Annotated in this window: 15 protein-coding genes and 1 pseudogene; 8 read left to right on the top strand and 8 right to left on the bottom strand. The window is 70.2% G+C overall.

Annotated features, from left to right (window positions below):
- Positions 1-35: 35 nt before the first annotated feature.
- Positions 36-842, bottom strand: coding sequence for a class I SAM-dependent methyltransferase (locus ACFVX6_RS06750; protein ID WP_389688677.1), 807 nt, complete (start codon positions 840-842; stop codon positions 36-38).
- A gap of 734 nt (positions 843-1,576) precedes the next feature.
- On the opposite strand from ACFVX6_RS06750, the gene ACFVX6_RS06755 reads away from it, so the two are divergent.
- Entirely contained in the window at positions 1,577-4,780 is a 3,204-nt protein-coding gene (locus ACFVX6_RS06755) for a GDSL-type esterase/lipase family protein (RefSeq protein WP_389688679.1), read from the top strand.
- A gap of 1,045 nt (positions 4,781-5,825) precedes the next feature.
- Positions 5,826-6,560: a hypothetical protein gene (locus tag ACFVX6_RS06760; protein ID WP_389688681.1), complete on the top strand. Its 735-nt coding sequence runs from the start codon at positions 5,826-5,828 to the stop codon at positions 6,558-6,560.
- Between the two features lie 178 nt (positions 6,561-6,738).
- Here the strand turns inward: ACFVX6_RS06760 and ACFVX6_RS06765 are convergent, their stop codons facing one another.
- Positions 6,739-7,224, bottom strand: a complete 486-nt coding sequence (locus tag ACFVX6_RS06765) for a peptidase inhibitor family I36 protein (RefSeq protein ID WP_389688683.1) — start codon at positions 7,222-7,224, stop codon at positions 6,739-6,741.
- Positions 7,225-7,449: 225 nt separating this feature from the next.
- On the opposite strand from ACFVX6_RS06765, the gene ACFVX6_RS06770 reads away from it, so the two are divergent.
- Entirely contained in the window at positions 7,450-7,605 is a 156-nt protein-coding gene (locus ACFVX6_RS06770) for a hypothetical protein (RefSeq protein ID WP_389688758.1), read from the top strand.
- A gap of 77 nt (positions 7,606-7,682) precedes the next feature.
- Here the strand turns inward: ACFVX6_RS06770 and ACFVX6_RS06775 are convergent, their stop codons facing one another.
- The 4 genes and pseudogenes from ACFVX6_RS06775 to ACFVX6_RS06790 form a co-directional block, all read right to left on the bottom strand.
- Positions 7,683-8,939 (bottom strand): MFS transporter, encoded by a 1,257-nt coding sequence (locus ACFVX6_RS06775; protein WP_389688685.1) that lies wholly within the window; start codon positions 8,937-8,939, stop codon positions 7,683-7,685.
- Positions 8,936-10,075 (bottom strand): PLP-dependent cysteine synthase family protein, encoded by a 1,140-nt coding sequence (locus ACFVX6_RS06780; RefSeq protein WP_389688687.1) that lies wholly within the window; start codon positions 10,073-10,075, stop codon positions 8,936-8,938. The genes ACFVX6_RS06775 and ACFVX6_RS06780 overlap by 4 nt, the downstream gene beginning before the upstream one ends.
- An 841-nt stretch (positions 10,076-10,916) precedes the next feature.
- Positions 10,917-11,096: a hypothetical protein gene (locus ACFVX6_RS06785; RefSeq protein WP_389688760.1), complete on the bottom strand. Its 180-nt coding sequence runs from the start codon at positions 11,094-11,096 to the stop codon at positions 10,917-10,919.
- A gap of 463 nt (positions 11,097-11,559) precedes the next feature.
- Positions 11,560-11,910 (bottom strand): annotated as a pseudogene (locus tag ACFVX6_RS06790) (LCP family protein); the annotation flags it as partial.
- Between the two features lie 440 nt (positions 11,911-12,350).
- On the opposite strand from ACFVX6_RS06790, the gene ACFVX6_RS06795 reads away from it, so the two are divergent.
- The 3 genes from ACFVX6_RS06795 to ACFVX6_RS06805 all read left to right on the top strand — a co-directional run bounded on the left by ACFVX6_RS06795 (position 12,351) and on the right by ACFVX6_RS06805 (position 16,348).
- Positions 12,351-13,754, top strand: coding sequence for an MFS transporter (locus tag ACFVX6_RS06795; protein ID WP_389688762.1), 1,404 nt, complete (start codon positions 12,351-12,353; stop codon positions 13,752-13,754).
- Positions 13,755-13,858: 104 nt separating this feature from the next.
- The gene (locus ACFVX6_RS06800; protein ID WP_389688689.1) at positions 13,859-15,781 is read left to right on the top strand and encodes a helix-turn-helix domain-containing protein; all 1,923 of its coding nucleotides are present in this window, start codon (positions 13,859-13,861) and stop codon (positions 15,779-15,781) included.
- A gap of 63 nt (positions 15,782-15,844) precedes the next feature.
- Entirely contained in the window at positions 15,845-16,348 is a 504-nt protein-coding gene (locus tag ACFVX6_RS06805; protein ID WP_389688691.1) for a GNAT family N-acetyltransferase, read from the top strand.
- A 37-nt stretch (positions 16,349-16,385) separates the two neighbouring features.
- Here the strand turns inward: ACFVX6_RS06805 and ACFVX6_RS06810 are convergent, their stop codons facing one another.
- Positions 16,386-17,063: a response regulator gene (locus tag ACFVX6_RS06810; RefSeq protein ID WP_389688764.1), complete on the bottom strand. Its 678-nt coding sequence runs from the start codon at positions 17,061-17,063 to the stop codon at positions 16,386-16,388.
- 32 nt (positions 17,064-17,095) lie between these two features.
- Positions 17,096-18,058: a sensor histidine kinase gene (locus ACFVX6_RS06815; RefSeq protein ID WP_389688693.1), complete on the bottom strand. Its 963-nt coding sequence runs from the start codon at positions 18,056-18,058 to the stop codon at positions 17,096-17,098.
- 207 nt (positions 18,059-18,265) lie between these two features.
- On the opposite strand from ACFVX6_RS06815, the gene ACFVX6_RS06820 reads away from it, so the two are divergent.
- Together ACFVX6_RS06820 and ACFVX6_RS06825 are read left to right on the top strand one after the other, a co-directional pair.
- Positions 18,266-19,036, top strand: a complete 771-nt coding sequence (locus ACFVX6_RS06820) for an ABC transporter ATP-binding protein (protein WP_389688695.1) — start codon at positions 18,266-18,268, stop codon at positions 19,034-19,036.
- Entirely contained in the window at positions 19,033-21,339 is a 2,307-nt protein-coding gene (locus ACFVX6_RS06825) for an FtsX-like permease family protein (RefSeq protein ID WP_389688697.1), read from the top strand. Before ACFVX6_RS06820 ends, ACFVX6_RS06825 begins: the two co-directional genes overlap by 4 nt.
- Positions 21,340-21,378 lie beyond the last annotated feature (39 nt).

Here is a 21,378-nt window from a genome sequence, read left to right on the forward strand (position 1 = left end):
GGTCGACTCTTCCTCTGCGCAGGCGCGTCCTGCTTTCAGGCCGCGGCACGGAAGACGTACGCCGTTATCGGGGCGGTGACCGGCCCCGGGCCCAGCCGTGCCGTCATCTCCTCGATGACGGTGGCCCGGACAGTCGGTCCGTCGCCGCGCTCCTCAACGGCCGCGCGCACCGGTGTCCCGGTGAGGTACCCGGTGGCAAGGTCGGCGGTCGACGCGGCCCGGCCCTGAAGCATCAGCTCTTGCTCGTCCTCGACGGCGAACCCGGCGGCCGCTAGATCAGCGGCCACGACAGCGGGGTCGGCATAGCCGTGCGGAACCGTCTGGAAGAACCGTGGCGGGTCGACCGGAAAGGCCCGCTCCAGCCCAGCCTGCAGCGCGACTTCGAAGGCGTGCGTCCCGAGCGGGCCCCAGGTGTTGAACAGGAATCGGCCGCCCGGGGCCAGCACCCGGTGGATCTCAGTGAAGGCCTCGATGCGGTCGGGGAAGAACATCACACCGAACTGGCAGACCACCAAGTCGAAGCCTCCGTCCGGGAACGGCAGTTGCTGCGCGTCGGCCTGCCGCCACACCGCGCCCGGAGCCCGAGTCGACCCGAAAGCGACCATGGCCTCATTCAGGTCGGTGGCCGTCACCTCGGCCGAGGGTGCCGCTGCGATCAGGTCCGCTGTCAACACACCAGTGCCCGCAGCGAGTTCGAGAATTCGCCGAGGATGGAGTGCCGCCGCCCGGGCGGTCAGGTCCTCGGCAAACGGCCGGAAGACCACCGGCACGAGGTACTGCTCAAAGGCGGTCGGCATGGATTCAGACCATCGCCGGTCGGCATTGGTTCCTGTCACTCTCATGACGGTAGCGCCGTGTCAGGAAACCTCTTCCTTGCCGCGCCGCCATGCACCCTGGAGCTAGACCCACCTGACAAAGCGGCAGGGCAACCGTTCTCCGACACGGCACTAGGTAAGTGATCCCCGCCGGCGTGCTGGGACGCTTCGCGTTCATACATCGCGTCAAACAGCGCGATGTCCAGGCAGGTGCCGACGAGTCAAGCAGCGGAACGTCTGCCACCTCACTGGAATCCCGCACGAGAAACCGAGGCAAAGCTCACTCACTCACTCACTCAGAGGATCCTCCGGCGCCCAGACTGGTCTGGCCTTCCCCTACCTGACGCCAGCCATCAAGCATGGTCCTTACCACCATTCTTCTCGTCATCCCGTGCGACCGGTTGCTGGTCAGGGACCGGCTACCGAAGAAGAGCTGCGATCATGGCTCAGGCTCCTGACCGTCTACACCGGGAGTCAAGCGGAGGCGTGACGCGTTCGGGGAGTTGCTCGGGGGCTCTTGCGCGACACCGGTCGCCAATGCCTTCGTGCCGTTGGGCAGGGGCGTGGCACAGAGGACCGGGTGATCGGGCAAGGAGGCCACAGGGCGCCCGTCCTGATCCCCCGCCATCCTCAGCCAACAGCACCACAGAAGGTGATCAACCATGGATTCCAGACGCAGATGTTCACTTCCGCCGCTGGCTGCGCCAGCAGCAGCCCGTCAGGCGGCCCCACCTTGGCGGGCGGGGACAGCGGTGTCCTGCGTGCTGGCACTCCTCATCGGCCTGGTCGGCGTGATCGCCGCGGCAGCGCCGGCCTCCGCTGCTCCGCCGGACCGGAAAAGGTTCATGGCGACGTTCAACATGCTGCACTCCACTGGCGGTGGAGACATGTGGTCAGCGGTCGCGGAGATTTCCCGAAGTTTTGGTGTCATTGCCCTTCAGGAAGTCCCGCGCGACGGTCAGCTCGTGCCGGTTCCACCCAATTCGCCGCGTGGGAGCACCCTCCTACGGCAGATAGGTCCGGACATCTGGGAGTACGAGTGGAGGATTGACAGAGACGCGACCGACGTCCGGTACATTTATCTGGCGAGAAATGCAACCCAGCCCTTGGGAATCATTACCACCCAACGGGCAGATCACGTGGAACTGGTTCGACATCCGACCATTCTGGACTCTCGTCCGGCACTGCTCATTGCGCACAATGACATCCGGATGGTGTACGCATCGATCCATGGTTTCTCCGGGAACGGCAACGACGGGGTGGGACTCGTCACTGCGGTACGCGACGCGACGGCAGCCTATGGGGCCGCGAATCCCCCACCCTCGGGAGGGGACCCGTGGAACTGGGCGGTTATGGGAGACTACAACCGCGATCCGTCGCTGATGCGCAACGACCCCAACCGACCGGCGAATTCAACTGTGGTGAGCCCCGCTCAGGGTTCACAGCTGCGGGGTAACACGCTTGATTACATGGTGACGTCGCTGGCCGCGAACTTCTTCAACGCATCGACTGCGGCTCCTTGGAGTTCAATCCGCAACAGCGCAAGCGACCACCTCCCTGTGTTGTTCAGCCCGATGGCAGCCAGGGGGGCGAACCAGGGCTGGACCTACCGCTTCACCAATCCCACCGGACCCAAGAACTCGGCCATCTCCATCCCCAACGGCACCACGGTGGACGGCACCGCGGCGGCGCGAGAAGCATGGAAGCGCGAACTGAGCCAGGTCTGGAGGGCTGAGGACTTCGTCTCCGACGGAAGCAACGTCGCTCACAAATTGATCAACACACAAACCGAAAAGTGCCTCACCCTCGACGTGTCACTCAACGTTCTCCAGCAAGCGGAATGCCGCGACAGGGACGCCCTGAACCAGCTGTGGCTGTACAGCACGACAACTTCAAGCCTCCAGAGCATGGCCAGCAATATGGGCCCGGGATTTGTTGCCCGGTCGACGGACCCCGCCAACGGGCAGCTCACCACCGGCGCCTTCACATCCGAAATCCCTGATGAATTTCAATGGGCCATGGATCCCATTGATCTCCGACACTGGGATACTGCCGGCTTTCCCGCCGGCGACCAGGGTTCCAATCCCGTATACATCATGGACGGAAATGCGAATCAGAGCCTGACGGCAGGCGCCGACCATGTATCGGGAGGGCATTCGAACCACGGCAACAACGATTACCATGGCGAGGAGTTGTGGAGTCATCAGCCGTCAGGTGTTTCCGGTGGGCGTCACGTGGTCAACGAGAGCACCAAAGAATGCCTCACGACCTCGGCTTCGGGTCAGTTGAAACCCACCATGGAGCCCTGCCAGCCCGGCAACCCGCACCAGTCATGGGAGTACGTTCACGGGCATCTCGTAGGTCTTGCCCTGGGCGCCATCGTCATCCTTTCGGGCGGGGAGCTCGTGCTGGCTGCGGGCGCGGCGGTCGTCGGTGTCATCAGCTTCATCACCGGTCGCAAGATGAGCGGACACATAAGTCTCGCGGTGATGCCTCTGGGTGACTCCATCACCTTGGGAGTGGGGAGCAGTACTCGGACCGGCTACCGGCCCGCGCTCACACAGATGCTCGCCCAGGACGCGGCTGACGTGAAGTTCGTGGGTTCCATGCAGGATGCGGAGGGGTCCCGGCACGAGGGCCACTCCGGGTGGCGCATCGACCAGATCAGCGCGAACATCGATCGCTGGATGGCCGATGCCAGACCCAACGTGGTGGTGCTGCATCTGGGCACCAACGACATGAACCGCAACTACGAGGTGGCTACCGCACCGCAGCGGCTCGGCCGGCTCATCGATCAGATCCACGACTCGTCCCCGGACACGGTGGTCGTGGTCGCCTCGCTGGTCCCGGCCGCCGACCCTGCCGTACAGGCCCGGGTCAACGCCTACAACCGGACCATCCCCGGGATCGTCACCGACCGCGCCGCACGCGGCTACCGCATCACCCAGGTCAGCATGGGCGAGCTGTCGGTGGCAGACCTGGACGACAACCTCCATCCGAACAACAACGGCTACGCCAAGATGGCCCGGGCCTTCCAGGGCGGCGTCGCCACCGCTTCACAGAAGAAGTGGATCGTCCCGGAGGTCACGGTCAAGCCCGCGCCCCCCGGGGTCGGCCAGGGTGCGGCGGCCGGTGACTACCGCGTCGATGTCAACGGTGACGGGCGCTCGGACTACCTCGTCGTCCAGGACAACGGAGCGGTTCGCGCGTGGGTGAACTCCACCGGCGCGGACGGCAAGGTGAAGTGGTCCGACTACGGCACCATCGCCTCCGGCTCAGCGTCATGGACCGGTGCACAGGTGCGATTCGCCGATGTCGGGGGTGACGCCCGGGCCGACTACCTCGTCCTCTCCCCCAACGGAGCGGTCCGCGCGCTCGTCAACCAGGGCGGTGACGGCCACGGCGGCTGGCAGGACGCCGGCACCATCGCCTCCGGCTCGGCCTCCTGGAACGCATCCCAAATCCGTTTCGCCGATGTCGGGGGTGACGCCCGGGCCGACTACCTCATCCTCTCCCCCAACGGAGGGGTCCGCGCGTTTATCAACACCACCCGGGCTGACGGAACCGTCAAGTGGGATGACTACGGCGCCATCGCCTCGGGCTCCGCTCAGTGGACGGCCGAGGACGTGCGTTTCGCCGACGTCGGTGGCGACGCCCGGGCCGACTACCTGATCGTCGAGGACAACGGCGCCGTCCGCTCGTTCATCAACCAGGGTGGTGACGGCCACGGCGGCTGGGGCAATGTGAGCACCATCGCTACCGGCTCCGCATCCTGGACCGGAACCCAGGTCCGGTTCGCTGACGTCGGGGGTGACGCCCGGGCCGACTACCTCATCCTCGCCGACAACGGGGCGTTGACCGCCTACTTCAACGAGACCAACGAAGCAGGCGCAACTAACTGGTCAAACCAGGGCACGATCGCCTCCGGCACCGGCAACCCTGGCTACCGCGTCAGAATCGGATGACCCCGTAGGCCCGGCGAACCGCCGGCACGTGAAGGTCACAGCCCTTCCGCGCTGTGCCCCTGCCGACCACGGACCACGGCCAGATCAGAACGCGCGCTGGACACGTCGAAGCCCCGCTCGCAAGAAAAGGGGGGGTGGGGTTCTGAGTAGCCTCAGAGGGCACGGGCACCCTCGGGCCCGGGCCGTGTGACAGGGCCGCACTGGCAACAGGGCATCGCCCCCTGCTGCCAGTGCGGATGCTCCCATGTCGACCTCTCCTCGGCGTACCGCAACAGCCACGACTGCGTAGTCAGCGCCGAACCAGCACGGGAGCCGAAGTGGGCCCCTCACCCTGCTCGCCCCGACATCGCCGAGCCCCGGCTGCGTATGCTCCCAGTGCCGTTCCGTGATGTCAGCGCGTGTGCGAACCGGACGAAAAGAGCTGGACGTCGCCCAGTGGCACGGACTCCCAGGCTGCTGCCGCCGCCCTTCCTGCACGCCATCCTGCCGGCAGCAGCGCGCCCCCCACGGCGATCACCACCCCGGCCAGAGCCAGTGCCTTCAGCGGCACGGGACCGTACGCATCGACGCCCCGGTACTCGGGCGTTGCCCCTCCGCAGCGAGACGGGGCGCGTACCGTCCGGGTCTGACAGGAACCGCCGTTGTCCGTGCCGGCCGGGATGGTCCCGAGCATGCGGGCTCACCGCATCGACCACCGCGGCCGCCGCCACCTCCCCATCGACCACCTGCTCGTCCAGGCACACGCAGGGGCAGGACCTAGGATGCCAGCGTTCGACCGGGCAGGACATCGGGGGTGCGTGGCATGAGCGGTTACGGCAGTGGTGGGTACGGGGGCGGTGGCTATGGCTATGGCGGTGGCGGTGGCGGCGGCGGGTACGGTGACCCGGCCGGCGGCGCCGTGAGCCCGCCGCCGGGACACCCCTACGCTCCACCGGTCCCCCCGCAGGGATACCCGTACGCCCAGCCCGGCCCGCCGCCGGGATACCCGTACGCAGCCCCCTACCCGCCGGCCCCGCCTCCGCCCGCGGAGCCTTCGCGAGCTCGGATGATCCTGCGCGGCCTCTACAACCCCCTGTACGCCGCCCAGCGGACCTTCCGTCCCTCGCGCCCCGGGATCGTCGACGACCGGGAGGTGCGCAAGCTCCAGTTGTGGCGGACCGGGCTGGGACTCGTCGCCTGGGTGGGCCTGATGATCACCTACAACGCCGTCGCGAGCGCCGCCGATGTCGAGGGCGTGGCGAGCGAACGCCTCAACCAGAGCTGGTCCAGCGTCCTGGTGCTCGTCTGCACCTTCCCCGTGGTGGTCGGCGCCTTCGTGGCAGCCGCACGCGACGGACTGCGCCGGGTGTACCTGCGTCGGGCCCTGCGCCCGCTCGGCTCGGTATTGGCCATCATGGCGTCCATGGGCACCTCCGCCCTCGCCATGGCCCCGGAGTTGGCAGGACTGCGCGACGCCGTGGGGCTGCCCGGGAAGATCGTCATCGTCGCACTGGCCCTCTGGTCGGTCGGTTTCGCCCTCTACGGCATCGGACTGTCGCTGGTGCACGTCTTCCGCACCGCCGACATCCACGAAGTGCTGCCTCCGATCCTCGCCGGTGTCCTGGTGTGGGAGACGGCGCTCCTGGACCTGATCACCGGGGCCTACGAACAGGTCCCGGCGGGCGCCCGGGTGGTCTTCATCCTCGGCGCCCCCCTCACGGTGACGACCCTGTCCTGCTGGGAGCTGCACCGGCTGCGGCGCCACCACGGACTCACGCTCCGTTCAGCTCTGCGACGCTGACACCCGCCCCCGTCCCGCAGCGGACCGAGCCCCCAAAATCCACCTCGCCCGCGACGGCCGGGGACGTCAGCGACGGCACCCACTTCGCAGCGGACACCGACGACTCATTGAGCCCTCGTGTCGCTTCGATCGCGCCACAACTGACTTTGCGGCACCCTTTACAGCCCGGGCGGGGTGATCAGCATGCCCCCACTCGCAGGGAGCTGATGTTGTCGTTCCTGTTGTACTGGGAGGTATGGCCCTGCCAGTTCCCCACAGGCCACGTGGCACCGTCGCGGTTGATGTTCAGCCAGGTGCAGAACGTCCTGCCCGTCCTGTTCCACACCGAGGAGATCTGGTCGTTCAAGTTGAAGTCGCTGAGGTCATCGGAACCCGTCTGGAAGCGCGCCATCCTGCCCCATCCGCCCGGGTCCTCCCAGACACAGAACCAGCCAACCGGGCAGTTCTGGTACGCAGTGATCGACACGTCCCTTTCGATGGTCGTCGTAGACGCCTGGGCAGTGGGCACAGATGCCGCTCCTGCGACCACAGCGAGTCCGAATGCGGCACAGAGTCGTGTGAACCGTTGCATGAGGATGTTGCCCTCCTTCGATTCTCGAACACAGCTGGAAAGTCCGGCTGTTGCCTTGTTCCCCTTCGGAAAGCGGGACTGGCCTTCCCACATGCAGCGTCTCTTCGGCTTGATGGGATGTCCGCTGATTGCGTGATTCTGGCCGAAATGCGGCCTGCCGCCAGCCCTTATCGGGCCGGCGGCAGGCCGGCGGGCGGAATCGGAAGCGGCGAGGTGGGTGGCGAGGGGTGCTGACGTGGGGTTTCGGTCGGCGCCGAACCAGCGCGGGAACTGCCGGCGAACGACGACGCGGTCAAGCCCGGTTTCCCCGCAGCACTGCTGTGGGAGTTCCGGGTCGCCTCGCTGGCCGTCCAGGTCGTCCTGTGGGGCGTGTTCGCGATCGTCTTCGGAGTCCTCGCCCAGCGGCTCGCCACACGGGTCGATGCCGTCGACGCGGATGCGACAGCGCAGCGGGAGGCACCCGTACTTGGCTGACCTCTCACACCGCGCCTGCCTACGGCGGCCCTGCCACCCCCATCTGGGGGTGGCAGGGCCGTTCGGTTTCCCGTAACTCAGGCCGGGGCGAGCACACCTCCCGGGGCGGTCAGGCGTCCGCTCCTGGCCAGGACGCCGACGGCGGCCGCGCAGACCAACCCCATCGTGGTGAGGGCGAGCCAGGTGATCCACAGGGCCTGCTGGCGGACGGCGAAGTCCCACAGCGCGCCGGTGACCAAGTTGCCGAGGGTGATGCCGAGGCCGGAGACGGTGTTGTAGAGCCCGTAGTGGGTGGCGACCAGGCGGTCGCCGGACAGGGCCACGACGGTGTCCATCTCGAACGGGAAGACGATGGCGCCGCCCACGGCGAGGAGCACCACTGCCGCCGTCAGGGAGACCAGCGACAGGTACGGAGCTCCGGAGGGGGTGAACACCAGCGGGAGGAAGGCCAGGCCCATGGCGGCCAGCCCTCGCGCCAGGGCCTGGCCCGCAGTCCAGCGGCGTTTCGCCCAGCCCGTCAGCCGGAGCTGCCCGGCCACGGCGACAGCCGCCGATACGACGAACAGGCCGCTGGTGGCCCGGGTTCCCGCCACATCACCGAGGGCGTCCCCTGCGGCCAGGGGCAGGGCGAGGTACACCTGGAAGGTCAGGACGTAGGACCCGATCATCGCGATCGAGAAGAGCAGGAACGGTCGGTTGGCCACGACGGTCCGCCACTGAGCCAGCACTCCCTCAGGGGAGCCTCCCGCCGAGCTGCTGCCTTCGCGGTCGGGCAGGGCGTGCCATTGCAGCAGGGTCAGCGCGGCGAAGATGAGGGCCGCCGCCCCGCAGACGACCCGGAAGTCCGCTGCCAGGAGGGCGAGTCCGACGAGCGGGCCGAGGAGCATGCCGGCCTGGTAGTAGACGTTGAAGGTGGCGAAGGCGTCCACGCGCCGGTCCCCGGCCCCGGCGGCGAGGTAGGCCCGTACGGCCGGGTTGAAGAGGGCGCCGGCGAATCCGGTGGCGGCGGAGGCGACGATGAGGGCCGGCAGGGTGTCGACCCAGCCGAGCAGTCCGAACCCGAGGGTGCGGAGCAGGCATCCGGCCATGATCGGGGCCTTGTAGCCGTAGCGGTCGGCGAGGGTGCCGCCGATGAGGAACATGCCCTGCTGGGAGAGGTTGCGTACGCCGAGCACCAGGCCGACGGCCCAGGCGGCCAGGCCGAGGCCGCCTGCGAGGTGGGCGGCCAGGTAGGGCATGAGCATGTAGAAGGCGAGGTTGATGGCGAACTGGTTGGCCATCAGAAGGCGTACCGCGGGTGGGAAGGAGGCGGTCTGTCGCCACAGCGCCTTCATCGGGACGCTCCGGCCGACTCGCCGCGGTGGATGGCGCCGAGGGGATCGAGGACGGTGGTGCACCGGGTCCAGCAGGTGATCGTCTTCTCGCCCTGGTAGGTGACTTCGTCGGGGTCGTCGGCGGGCCGGTGGTCCAGGAGGTCGTGCGCGACGCAGTACGCGTCGTCGAAGACGGTGCCGACGTAGCGCTGGGGTCCGTCGGGGAAGACGGCGACGATCCTCGACTCGGCGGGCATGGTCCTGGCCAGCCATCGGGCTGTGAGGCCGACCGCGCCGACGCTCCAGCCGCCGCTCGCGTAGCGGTTGCGCGCGAGTGCGCGGGCCGACCAGACCGCTTCGGCGGCGGAGACCCAGTGGACCTCGTCGAACAGGTCGTAGGCGACATTGCCGGGGTAAATGCTACTGCCCAGTCCGCGCATCAGGCGGGGTGCGGCGGGCTGGCCGAAGATCGTGGAGCCGGTGGTGTCCACGCCCACCACCCGCAGGTCGGGGAAGAAATCGCGCAGGCCGGAGGCGATGCCTGCGGAGTGTCCGCCGGTGCCCACGCTCACGACGAGGGCGTCGATCCGGCCGAGCTGGGCGACGAGTTCGTGGGCCAGCGGCCGATATGCGGTCACGTTGTCGGGGTTGTTGTACTGGTCTGGGCACCAGGAGCCCGGATCGGCGGCGAGGAGTTCTTCCACCCGCTCCCGACGCGCCTGCTGCCAGCCACCGACCGGATGCGGAGCGTCGACCAGCTCGACGTCGGCGCCGTAGGCGGTGAGCAGGCCGGTCATCAGTGGCTCCATGCCAGGGTCGGTGACGACGGTGACGGGGTGGCCGAAGGTCACTCCGGCCAGAGCCAGACCCAGGCCGAGTGTTCCCGAGCTGGACTCGACGATCCGCGCGCCGGGGCGGAGTTCACCGCGTTCGCGGGCGGCCTGAACCATGTACAGGGCGGTACGGTCCTTGATCCCGCCGGGATTGCAGCCTTCGAGTTTGGCCCAGAATCCCCGCCCGGCGGCGGTGAACGGCTCACCCACCCACAGGGTGGGCGTGTTGCCGACCAGGCCGGCAGGGGTGAGCGTGGGGCGCTTGGTCTCGGCCAGGAGTTGGGCGGGCGAGGCGGAAAGGGTGAACGGAGCAGAGGAGTTCATGACGCGCTTCTCCCTCGGCCGGGGCGCGTGCGAAGGCGCGCGAGCGGCCGTGCTGGGGTGTCCGGGGGCTGATCGGGAGAGCCGCGGCAGCAGGCGAGTACGCCCACCGCGTCAGGCGCGGCTCAGCCTCCGGTCAGGTCCGCCATACCCCGAGCAGCGCCCGGTCTCCCCTCACAACACCCGGGCCACCGATCGCCCCCGGCGGATGGCCGCCCTCGAACCCGAGCAGCGTCGCGGCTGGCACCGACTCGGGGGTCGTCGGAGAGCCGGCGACCGCGGTCGCCGGCGCCGCAACGTCGCGAGGGGCCCGCAGAGTGGGTTCATCCGCGTCCACACATCCGCTGGCGTCGCCGTCAGTCGGGCCCATCTGTGCTGCGCCGACCCGCTCGGAGCGCACGAAGGCCGATCCGCAGCCCGGCGAGGCCGCAGCCTCCGCCGACAGGGTGTCTACGCGAGCCGAGTCCGGGGACATCGGCCCATGAGCGCAGAGCAGCAGATGCAGGAGGGCAGCCAGGGCGAGCGTCAACACCGCCCCGCTCCACGACCCAGGGCGTCGGCTGCCCCTGCGTACCGCCCTGATCACCATGAACACAAACAGTAATCAAACCAGCACATAAAGTTCCCGTCAGGCGGCGCTCCACCCGACCGTCCTGGCAGCGCCCAGAGCGGCAGAGCCCATGGGAACAGCGGGAAGCACCCCGCTCGCGTGCGCGCTGGCCCCCAGGCAAGACGAATCACGCGAAACGTCAGATCGGGTGAAAATTGACCCCGAGTAGCCCTCTCGACGGGACCGGGTGATGACCCGCCTCAACCGGTCCGGGAGAACGAGCGGTCCGATGCATCAGGACGGCGGCGGCAGCTCCGGGCCGACTGTGAGAACGAGCACCGAAGCGGATCCGGCGCCTGATTGCTCGGCTGTGAGCCCCGGCAGGCGTCCCGCGAGGGCCTTCGCCTGCGACTCCATCCCGGCCGGGTAGGTGAGGGAGCTCTTCGTGGCCGCCGGGGCGTTGCCGGTGGCCACGACCTGGAAGCCGAGTCCGCGCAGCTGCCCGGCGACCTTGGGCTCGTCCGGAGACTCCCGTGGCGTTGAGGACTTTCACCTGGACGCGGCCGGCCGCCACGGGCAGGTCGGCGCTGGACTTCGCCAGGTCCGCCTTGGTGACCTCGCGGTCTTCCGTAAGGGCGGTGAACAGCTGACGGGCGGCCGGCTGCTTCCAGGTCACGTTCGCCTTGTCGCTGGGCAGGTCCCGCTCGCGCGGGTAGTTCGGCACGGTCACGAACGCGATGCGCTCCGCGGGTATCCCTTTCAGCTGGGTGGCGAGATCGGTGAGGGCTTTGAGGTCGGCCAGCTCCTTGCCGGTGGTCAGGGACTTCGTCGCGGCGTCGAGGAACCCGTAGAGCGCGGTCGGGCTGTAGAGCTTGTCCTTGGCGCGCCGGGCAAGGGACTCCATGAATTCCTGCTGGCGCCCGATCCGGCCGATGTCGGAACCGTCACCGACGCTATAGCGGGCACGGACGTACGCCAGCGCGTGCTCGTTCTTGACCGTCTGACATCCCGCGGGCAGGTCGAGGCCGGCCTTCTTGTCCCGGACGGGTTCCTTCGGACAGATCTCGACACCGTCGAGCGCGTTGACCATGCCAGTGAAGCCACGGAAGTCGACGATCATGAAGTTGTCGATGCGGAGCCCGGTGTTGGCCTCGACCGTCTTGATCGTGCACGCGGCGGCCTTGGCCGTGTCGCCCGTGGAGCCGCCGGTCGCGAACGCCTCGTTGCTCTTCGAGGCATGGGACTGCGGGTGGAGCCACCTTTTTCGCAGGACGGTATCGGAACCCACGAGTCGCGAGGATGGGAGACGACCGTGGCCCAACTGCCGCCTCCTGCCATGTGCAGCACCATCAGGGTGTCGGACTGCCTGATTCTCTGCGCTTCCGCTTTGCCCCCTCGACCCCAAACAGGTCGCGCTCAACGCAGCGTAACCAGCACCGAGCCAGCACGGGGTGGGTTGCGAGGGGTGCTGACGCGGGGTTTCAGGTCAGCACCAAACCAGCACGGGAGCCAGTAGCGCGTCCCCAAAACAGGCTTGACTCTGCAATTCCGACAGGGTGTCACGACCCCGCTCCGGAGGGGTTGCTGGGTTGGTGTTCGCGTCATGTGGTGCGCGGGCACACCAGTCGTGGCCCGATTGTGATGGCAGGCCACATATGCGATTGACCTGGGGACTTCTACGTTGTGGCCACACCCGACGTCCCCGCAGACACCCTGGAAGTGGTGCACATGGTCTCCCCCGGAACCGTCCCGCAGGCTCCATCCGGAATCCGGCGCATCGTTGCCGCCAGCCTCATCGGGACCACCATCGAGTGGTACGACTTCTTCCTCTACGGGACCGCCGCCGCCCTGGTCTTCAACAAGCTGTTCTTCCCCACCGCGGATCCGCTCACGGGCACCCTCATCGCCTTCCTCACCTACGCCATCGGCTTCCTCGCCCGGCCCCTGGGCGGGGTGGTCTTCGGGCATTTCGGAGACAAGGTCGGGCGCAAGAAGCTGCTGGTGCTGAGCCTGCTGATGATGGGCGGGGCGACCTTCGCGATGGGGCTGCTGCCCACCCACGCGAGCATCGGGGTCGGAGCGCCGATCCTGCTGACCGCGCTGCGCCTGGTGCAGGGGTTCGCGCTGGGCGGCGAATGGGGCGGGGCCGTACTGATCGTGTCCGAGCACGGCGGGGCCGAACACCGCGGGTTCTGGGCCTCCTGGCCGCAGTCCGGGGCTCCCGGGGGGAATCTGCTCGCCACCGGGGTGCTCGCGCTGCTCGCCGCCGTGCAGTCCGATGCCGCGTTCCTCGCCTGGGGGTGGCGGATCCCCTTCCTGCTCTCCGGGGTCCTCGTGGTGGTCGGCCTGTGGATCCGCCTCTCGGTGTCCGAGTCGCCCGTCTTCCTGGCGGCGCAGGCAGCGGCCGCGGGACGGGCCGAGGAGGAGAAGGCGCCCGTGGTGCAGGTGTTCCGCAAGGACTGGCGGCAAGTGCTGACCGCCATCGGCACGCGCTTCGGCGAGAACATCTCGTACTACGTCCTGACCTCCTTCCTCCTCGTCTACGTCACCACCCACCTCGGGCTCCCCAAGACCACCGCGCTCAATGCGCTCCTGATCGGCTCGGCCGTCCACTTCCTGACCATCCCGGCCTGGGGCGCACTGTCGGACCGGATCGGGCGCCGGCCGGTGACGCTGATCGGTTCGGTCGGCATGGCGCTGTGGGCGTTCGCGTTCTTCGCGCTGGTGGACTCGAAGTCCTTCGCGGTCATCACCCTCGCCGTCACCGCCGGATTGCTACTGCACGGGGCCATGTACGGGCCGCAGGCCGCCTTCATCTCGGAGATGTTCGACACCCGGGTCCGCTACTCCGGCGCCTCGATGGGCTCCCAGCTCGCCTCGATCATCGCGGGGGCCCTGGCCCCGATCATCGCCGTCGAGCTCCTGAAGGACTACGGCTCCTCCGTGCCGGTCTCCGTCTACCTGTCCGCGGCCGCCCTCGTCACCACCCTCACCGTCCTCTTCGCCCGCGAGACCCGGGGCCGCGACCTGTCCGTCCCGAAAGCGGGCGCAGAGGCGGGAGCAGCGGCGCCGGCAGGGGTGACCGCGGGGAGCGGGTACGCCGGCGCCGGCGCGGTCTCCGATCCCACCTGAGCCCGCCTACCCGAGCCCGCCCGACCGACGGGCCGCCCGCCGTGACCGTGCCTCCGGTCCGGCGGGCGGACCCGCTCGCCACCCCGTAGCGAAGGGCTGCCAGCATGGCCCCCGTGAACGATCCCTCCGCGCCCGCGGCCGCATTGCGGCAGCTCCTGGACCTGCTCGCCCAGGGCGCGCCCGTCGAGCACTTCGCGCGGCCCGGCGCGCAGGCCCGTACCGCCGGTGCCGGCGCCGTCGATCAGGACCTCGTGGACGAGGCGACCCGGGTCGCCCTCGACATCCGGCGCACGCTCGACCAGCACCGCAGGCGGGAGGCGGAGCTCACCGCCCTGTTCGACACGGCCGGCGACCTCGCGGCGCTGCGCGATCTCGACGCGGTGCTACGGGCCATCGTGCGGCGGGCCCGGACGTTGCTCGGCACGGACTGCGCCTACCTCACGCTCAACGACCCCGTGGTGGGCGATACCTTCATGCGGGTCACCGACGGCTCCGTCTCCGCCGCCTTCCAGCAGTTGCGCCTCGGCATGGGCGAGGGGCTCGGCGGTCTCGTCGCGCAGACGGCCCGGCCGTACGCCAGCTCCGACTACCGCGCCGACGACCGCTTCCGGCACACCAGCACCATCGACGCCGGGGTGCGCGAGGAGGGGCTGCGGGGGATCCTCGGTGTGCCGCTGCGCGTCGCCTCGCGGGTCATCGGGGTGCTCTACGCCGCCGACCGGTCGGTGCGCGAGTTCGCCCCCGACGCGGTCGCGCTGCTCTCCTCGCTGGCCGACCACGCCGCCGTCGCCATCGACGGGGCGCGGCTGCTGGAGGAGACCCGTACGGCGCTGGTCGAGCTGAACGCCGCCACCGAGACGGCCCGGGCCCACAGCGAGGCCGCGCGGCTGGCCACCGAGACCCACGACCGGCTCACCGATCTGGTCCTGCGCGGCGGGGACGTCACCGATGTGGCCCGGGAGGTGGCCGCGCTGCTGCGGGGCGGGCTGGTGGTGCACGACGCCGACGGCGCCGAGCTGGCCCGGGTCGCCACCGAGCCGATCGGCGCGCCCGCCCAGGGGGTGGCGGCCTCCCGTTCCGGGGGCCGGGCCGTACCGGTCGACGGGGTGTGGGTCTGCGCCGTCCTGGCCGGCCCCGAACTCCTGGGCAGCATCGCCCTGACGGGCCGGGCGGACCTGTCGGACAGCGACCGGCGGCTGTTCGAGCGCACCGGCCTGGTCACCGCGCTCCTCCTGCTGCTGCGCCGCTCGGTGGCCCACGCCGAAGACCGGGTGCGCGGCGAGCTCCTCAGCGAACTGCTGACCCCGCGGAGCCCCGGGCACACCCCCGACACCGACAGCCGGAGGATCCGCGCCCGCAAACTCGGCGTCGACCTCGCACGCCCCCACTCCCTCCTGGTGCTCCACTGCGACGCGGCGCTGCGGCCCCGGCTGTCGACGGAGGCGGCACGCCGCGCCCGCGCCCTCGACGGCCTGGCCGGGCTGCACGAGGGCCACGTCGTGCTGCTCGCCCCGGCCGAGCGGCCCGGGCACCTCGCACGCTCCCTGGCGGCGGAGCTGGGGCAGGCGGTGGGCGCGCCCGTCACCGTGGGCTCCGCCGGACCGGCCGGCGACCCGGGCGGGCTGCCGGGCGTGTACGCCGAGGCCGTGCGCTGCCTGCGGGCCCTGCACGCACTGGGCCACACCGGCCACGGGGCCGCCCTGCCGGACCTGGGCTTCGTCGGCCTGCTGCTCGGGGACCACGGTGACGTCGGCGGGTACGTCGACCAGGTGCTCGGCCCCGTCATCGACTACGACGCCCAGCGCGGCACCGAGCTGGTCCGCACCCTCCAGGCCTACTACGTCCACGGGGCGAGCCTCTCCAAGGCCAAGGAGGCACTGCACATCCACGTGAACACCGTCGTGCAGCGCCTCGACCGGATCCGCCGGCTCCTGGGCGAGGACTGGAACTCCCCCGCCCGCGCCCTGGAGCTCCAACTCGCCCTGCGCCTGCACCTCCTGTCGAACTCCGGCCCGCCCCAGGCCTGATCCGCAGGACAGGCCCTGCACTCCGGCCGCACGCGCGGGGGCCCGTGGGGCAGAGTGAGGAGCATGACTACGTACGAGACGATGTCGTTCCACCTCGAGACCGAGCGGCTGATACTGCGGCCGTGGGCCGAGTCGGACGCCGCCGCGTTCTGCGACCTCCTCGCCGAACGCGGCAAGGGAACCCACAAGGTTGAGGACATCCGGACGTCCATCGCGGAGCTGCTCGCCGCGACGGCGACGACGGGGATCGCCCTCCTGCCCGTCCAGCGCCGTGACGAGGGCGATTTCATCGGCTACTGCGGGCTGATCATCGGCCGCTCCACCCTGGAAGAGCCGGAGATCGCGTACGAGCTCTTCCAGAGCGTGCACGGGCACGGCTACGCCACCGAGGCGGCCGCGGCGGTGGTCGATGCCGCCACCGCGACGGGGCGGAAGCGGCTCTGGTCGACCGTCGGCCCATGGAACACACCGTCGCTCCGTGTCCTCGAGAAGATCGGATTCGAGCGGCATCGCGTTGCCACGGACGACCGTGGTGAGCACGTATGGCTCACGCGCGAGTTGCCGTGACACCAGGTCGGCCGGGGGAACCCGAGCGGGAACTCCCTTACCCCGTCCCCGGGGTGACCAGGCCCGTCTCGTAGGCCAGGACGACCGCCTGGGCGCGGTCGCGCAGGCTCAGCTTGGCGAAGATCCGGGCCACATGGGTCTTCACGGTGGCCTCGCTGAGCGTGAACTCCTGGGCCAGTTCGGTGTTGGAGAGGCCGTGGCCCATGAGGGTGAGCACCTCCCGCTCGCGCGGGGTGAGGGCGTCCAAGTCGGGGTGGGGCGCCGCGGTACCGCCACCGCGTGCGGCCGATGCCGAGGCGCAGCGCTCCACCAGCCGACGGGTGATCGACGGGGAGAGCAGCGCATCGCCGGTGTCGACCAGCCGTACGGCGTTGGCGAGGTACTCGGGGGTGACGTCCTTGAGCAGGAACCCGCTGGCTCCGGCTGCGAGGGCGGCGTAGACGTACTGGTCGAGGTCGAAGGTGGTCAGCATGATCACCCGGCATCCCGGGGCTTCGGCGAGGATCTGCCGGGCGGCCTCCAGTCCGTCCAGGCGGGGCATGCGTATGTCGAGGAGGACGACGTCGGGACGCAGACGGCGCACTTCCGAGACGGCCTCCACCCCGTCGGCGGCGACCCCCACCACGTCGATCCCCCGGGCGGTGAGGATCATGCGGAATCCGGTGCGGACGAGTTCCTGGTCGTCGGCGATGACCACCCGGGGCGAGGAGGCCATCCGGTCCGGCTCGGCGGCCGGGGCCTGCGTGGTCACGGCCGCTCCAGCGGGAGGCGGGCGCGGACACGGTAGCCGCCGCCGAGGCGACGGCGTGCGTCGAAGTCCCCTCCGTACACGGCGACCCGCTCACGCAGCCCGACCAGCCCGTGCCCGGCGCCGTCCGCCTTCGGGCGCGACGCGGCGGAGGCGGCGGACGCGGTGGCAGTGGACGCGGTGGCAGTGGACGCGGTGGCGGCAGTGGACGCGGTAGACGCCGCCGGGGCGCGCCTCCCCGTCTCCGCCGGTATCCGGTCTCCGGACAGCACGCTCGGTCCGCTGTTGAGCACCTCGACCCTCAGTGCCTGGTCCGCGTATCTCACCGTCACCTCGGCCTTCACCCCGTCCCCGTGTTTGAGTGCGTTGGTCAGCGCCTCCTGGATGATTCGGTAGGCGGTGACATCGATCCCGGCCGGCAGCGGCCGCGGTTCGCCGGATATCCGTACCTCGACCGGCAGCCCTGCGAAGGCTATCCGGTCGATGAGCGGACTGAGCCGGCTCAGGCTCGGCTGCGGCGCCAGCTCCGCCGCCGGGTCCCGTCTTTCGGCGGCGCTCCCCCCGTACGGTTCGTCACGGCCGTCCTGCGCGGGCGCGAGCAGGCCCAGCAGGTGCCGCAGTTCGGTCATGGTCGTACGCCCGGCCTTCTCCACTGCGGCCATCGCGGCCGCCGCCTCCACCGGCATCGTTGCCAACACCTCGCGGGCGGCCCCGGCTTGGACGATCATCAGGCTCACGTTGTGGCTGACTATGTCGTGGAGCTCCGCCGCTATCCGGGCCCGCTCCGCGTCCACGGCCGTCCGGGCCGCGGTCTCCCGCTCCCGCTCCAGCAGCCAGCCGCGCTCCTCGATCGCCGCCCGGTGCGCCGCGCGGGCCCGCAGGAGCGCCACGGTCAGCCCGAACCCGGCCGACACCACACCCACCGTGGCCACCACGGCAGCGACCACCCATCCCGTCGTCACAGCAACTCCCCTCCCCCGCCCGTGGTCCTCACGGCCCTCACGGCCCTCACGCTTCCAAGATTCTCCCACCCGACCCTCTCAGGCATCCCGCGTAGTCCACATCACTCTCCGGGTCCTGCCCTCGCGTACATCCCCAGGATGACGCGGCCTCCCCTTTACATCCGGGGGGTGACGCGGCACGTCCGACCTGCCTTCTAGGTTCGTGCCATGACACCTCATCACGACACCACCGGCCAAGTCGTCGTCCGCCTGGACCGCGTATCGAAGGAGTACGGCGACACCCTGGCGCTCGACGCCCTGTCCCTGGAGATCCGCCGGGGCGAAGCCGTCGCCGTGATGGGCCCCTCCGGCTGCGGGAAGTCCACCCTGCTCAACATGGTGGCCGGCCTGGACCGGCCGACCGCCGGGGCGATCACCGTGCACGGCCAGGACCTCGGCGGCCTGACGGAGACCGGCCTCGCCCTCTACCGCCGCCGCGACGTCGGCATGATCTTCCAGTTCTTCAACCTCATCGACGACCTGCCGGCGCTCGACAACGTCGCGCTGGCCGCCCAGCTCACCGGTACCTCCGCCCGCCAGGCCCGCCGCCGCGCCCTGGAACTCCTCGACGAGCTCGGAGTCGCCGACCGGCGCAACAACTACCCGGCGACGCTCAGCGGCGGCGAGCGCCAACGCGTGGGCGTGGCCCGCGCGCTGATGAACCGTCCGGCGCTGCTCCTGGCCGACGAGCCGACCGGCGCCCTCGACAGCCGCTCCGGCGAGCAGGTGATGGACCTGCTGATCGACCTCAACCAGATAGGTCAGACCCTGCTGATCGTCACCCACGACCCGCATCTGGCAACCCGCTGCGCCGGCCGCCTCGTCGAGATGGCCGACGGCCGCGTGGCCCGCGAGCGTGCGCTGGACGGCGAGAACCTGGACCACGGGGAGCTCGGCAGCGAGAACCCGGACGGCGAAACCCTGGAGCGTTCCGCGTGAGCGCCGTGTGGCGGGCCTCCCGCGCCGCCGTGAAGCGCCGCAGGGTCCAGACGTTCGTCATCGGCCTCGTCGTCCTCTGCTCCACCACGACCGTCCTGCTCGCGCTCGGCCTGCTCGCCGCCGCCTCGGGCCCCTTCGACAAGGCGTACACCGCGCAGCGCGGCGCGCACACCGTGGCCGCGTACGACCCCGCTAAGGTCTCCGACGCCCAGCTCGCGCAGACGGCGCACCGCCCCGGGGTCGCGGCCGCCGCCGGCCCGTTCCCCCAGGCTGTCGTCGACGTCCCCGGGGATTGGCTCTGGATGCCGGCCGGCCCCCTCACCGTGGTGGGCCGCGCCGATCCGGCGGGCCCGGTGGACCGGGTCGACGTCCTGATGGGGCACTGGCCGCAAGGACCCGGCGAGATCGTCGTCAACTGGGGCTTGGACGGGACCCCGTACGCCGATCTCCTCGGCACGAAGCTGGAAGCACCCGGGCGCCCGACGCTCACCGTCGTCGGCTTCGCGACGAGCATGAGCAAGTCGGCCGCCGCCTGGGTGACGCCCGAGCAGGCCGCGGCCCTCCACCCGACCGCCACGCAGATGCTCTACCGCTTCACCGACCCGTCCACGGGCGCGCAGCTGCGCGACTCGCTCGCCCGGGCCACGGAGGGACTTCCCGCGGACTCGGTGACGGCCGCGCAGACCCATCTCACCCTCAAGAAGGCCTTCTCCGCCCGCGCGGACGCCTATCTGCCCTTCATCGCCCTCTTCGGCGTCCTCGGCCTGCTCGTCTCCGCCCTGATCGTCGCGAACGTGGTCAGTGGTGCCGTGGTCTCCGGCAGCCGGCACATCGGTGTGCTCAAGGCCGTCGGCTTCACGCCGAACCAGGTCGTCGCCGTCTACCTGACGATGGTCTCGGTCCCCGCCGTGGCCGGCTGCCTGCTGGGCACCCTGCTCGGCAACGCGCTGGCCGCGCCCATCCTGCAGATCGCGTTCTCCGGCATCGAGACGGGGATGGCGGGCGTGGGCACCCTCTCGCCCTGGCTCAGCGTCGCGTGCCTGGCCGGGATGCCCGCCCTGGTCCTGGTGACCGCGCTCGTACCGGCCCTGCGCGCGCACCGGCTGCCGGCCGCGCAGGCCATCAGCGCAGGCGGCGCGCCCCGCACCGGGCGCGGGCTGCGCGTCCAGCGCGTGCTCGCCTCCTCGCGGCTGCCGCGCTCCGTCAGCCTGGGCCTCGGCCACCCGTTCGCCCGCCCCGGCCGCGCCTTCATGACCACGGCCGCCATCCTCCTCGGTGTCGCCACGGTGACCTTGGCGACGGGGCTGACCAGCACGATGGTCTCGTACGCGCAGACCGGCCGCAGCGGCCCCGGCGGACCGGTGGTCAACGTCCAGGTCGGCGGCCACGGCAACAACCCCGTCGAGCCGCTGCTGAGCGACGCGCAGATCGAGGAGCGGCTGCGGTCGCTGGGCGCGCAGGACGTAAGGGCCCGCGGGCTGACCCAGATCGGGCTGGTCGGGTACACACAGCCTGCGTTCGGGAGCTTCTACCGGGGTAGCCCGTCCCCGGCCGGGGCCTTCGTGGAAGGCCGGCCGCCCAGCGGACCCGGCGAGATCGCGGCGGGCCCCTCCTTCCTCACCGAACGGGGGCTTGCGGTCGGTGACCGGGTCACCCTGGAGGCCAACGGGAGGCGGACGGCCGCGACCGTCGTCGGGCAGCTGATCGACAGCGACGCACGCTCCCTGGAGTCCACGTGGGAGACCCTCGGCCAACTCGCCCCGGACAACCGCGCGGTCGACTACACCGTCCGGCTCGCCCCAGGGGCGGACGCCCGCGCCTATGCGGACGCCGTCGACGCGGCCGACCCCGGACTGCACTCCGAGGTGGGGTACTCGGGCAACGCCGCGACCACCACGGTCATCGGCTTCTCCTCGGTGTTCTCGGTCATGCTGACCCTCGTCGCCTCGCTCGGCGTCTTCAACACCGTCCTGCTGAACACCCGCGACCGCCGCCGCGACCTGGGCATGCTCAAGTCGATCGGCATGACCCCGCGCCAGGTAATTGCGATGACGGTGACCTCGGTGACCGGACTCGGCCTGGTCGGCGGCCTGCTCGGGATCCCCCTCGGGATCGTGGCGCACCGGCTCGTCGTGGACAACGTGGGCATCGTCGCCTTCCCCGAGTCGATGAAGGACGTCTGGCACGCGCCGCAGCTCGCCGGAATGCTGTGCGCGGGGGTCGCGATCGCCGTCCTGGGCGCGCTGATCCCGGCCCGCTCGGCGGCCCGGATGACCATCGCCGCGGCCCTGCACACCGAGTAGGGCCCGCCGCCCTCCCCGCGGGGCCGGAGCCCTGCGGGG

The sequence above is a fragment of the Streptomyces sp. NPDC058289 genome (assembly GCF_042880975.1).
Taxonomy (GTDB): Bacteria; Actinomycetota; Actinomycetes; order Streptomycetales; family Streptomycetaceae; genus Streptomyces; species Streptomyces stoeckheimensis.

What these genes read in the sequence shown, in the direction of transcription:
- ACFVX6_RS06810 (WP_389688764.1), bottom strand. Translation starts at nt 17,063, where the DNA reads ATGGCCTCCTCGCCCCGGGTGGTCATCGCCGACGACCAGGAACTCGTC.
- ACFVX6_RS06765 (WP_389688683.1), bottom strand. Translation starts at nt 7,224, where the DNA reads ATGTGGGAAGGCCAGTCCCGCTTTCCGAAGGGGAACAAGGCAACAGCC.
- ACFVX6_RS06780 (WP_389688687.1), bottom strand. Translation starts at nt 10,075, where the DNA reads ATGAACTCCTCTGCTCCGTTCACCCTTTCCGCCTCGCCCGCCCAACTC.
- ACFVX6_RS06750 (WP_389688677.1), bottom strand. Translation starts at nt 842, where the DNA reads ATGAGAGTGACAGGAACCAATGCCGACCGGCGATGGTCTGAATCCATG.
- ACFVX6_RS06805 (WP_389688691.1), top strand. Translation starts at nt 15,845, where the DNA reads ATGACTACGTACGAGACGATGTCGTTCCACCTCGAGACCGAGCGGCTG.
- ACFVX6_RS06800 (WP_389688689.1), top strand. Translation starts at nt 13,859, where the DNA reads ATGGCCCCCGTGAACGATCCCTCCGCGCCCGCGGCCGCATTGCGGCAG.
- ACFVX6_RS06775 (WP_389688685.1), bottom strand. Translation starts at nt 8,939, where the DNA reads ATGAAGGCGCTGTGGCGACAGACCGCCTCCTTCCCACCCGCGGTACGC.
- ACFVX6_RS06760 (WP_389688681.1), top strand. Translation starts at nt 5,826, where the DNA reads ATGATCCTGCGCGGCCTCTACAACCCCCTGTACGCCGCCCAGCGGACC.
- ACFVX6_RS06820 (WP_389688695.1), top strand. Translation starts at nt 18,266, where the DNA reads ATGACACCTCATCACGACACCACCGGCCAAGTCGTCGTCCGCCTGGAC.
- ACFVX6_RS06795 (WP_389688762.1), top strand. Translation starts at nt 12,351, where the DNA reads ATGGTCTCCCCCGGAACCGTCCCGCAGGCTCCATCCGGAATCCGGCGC.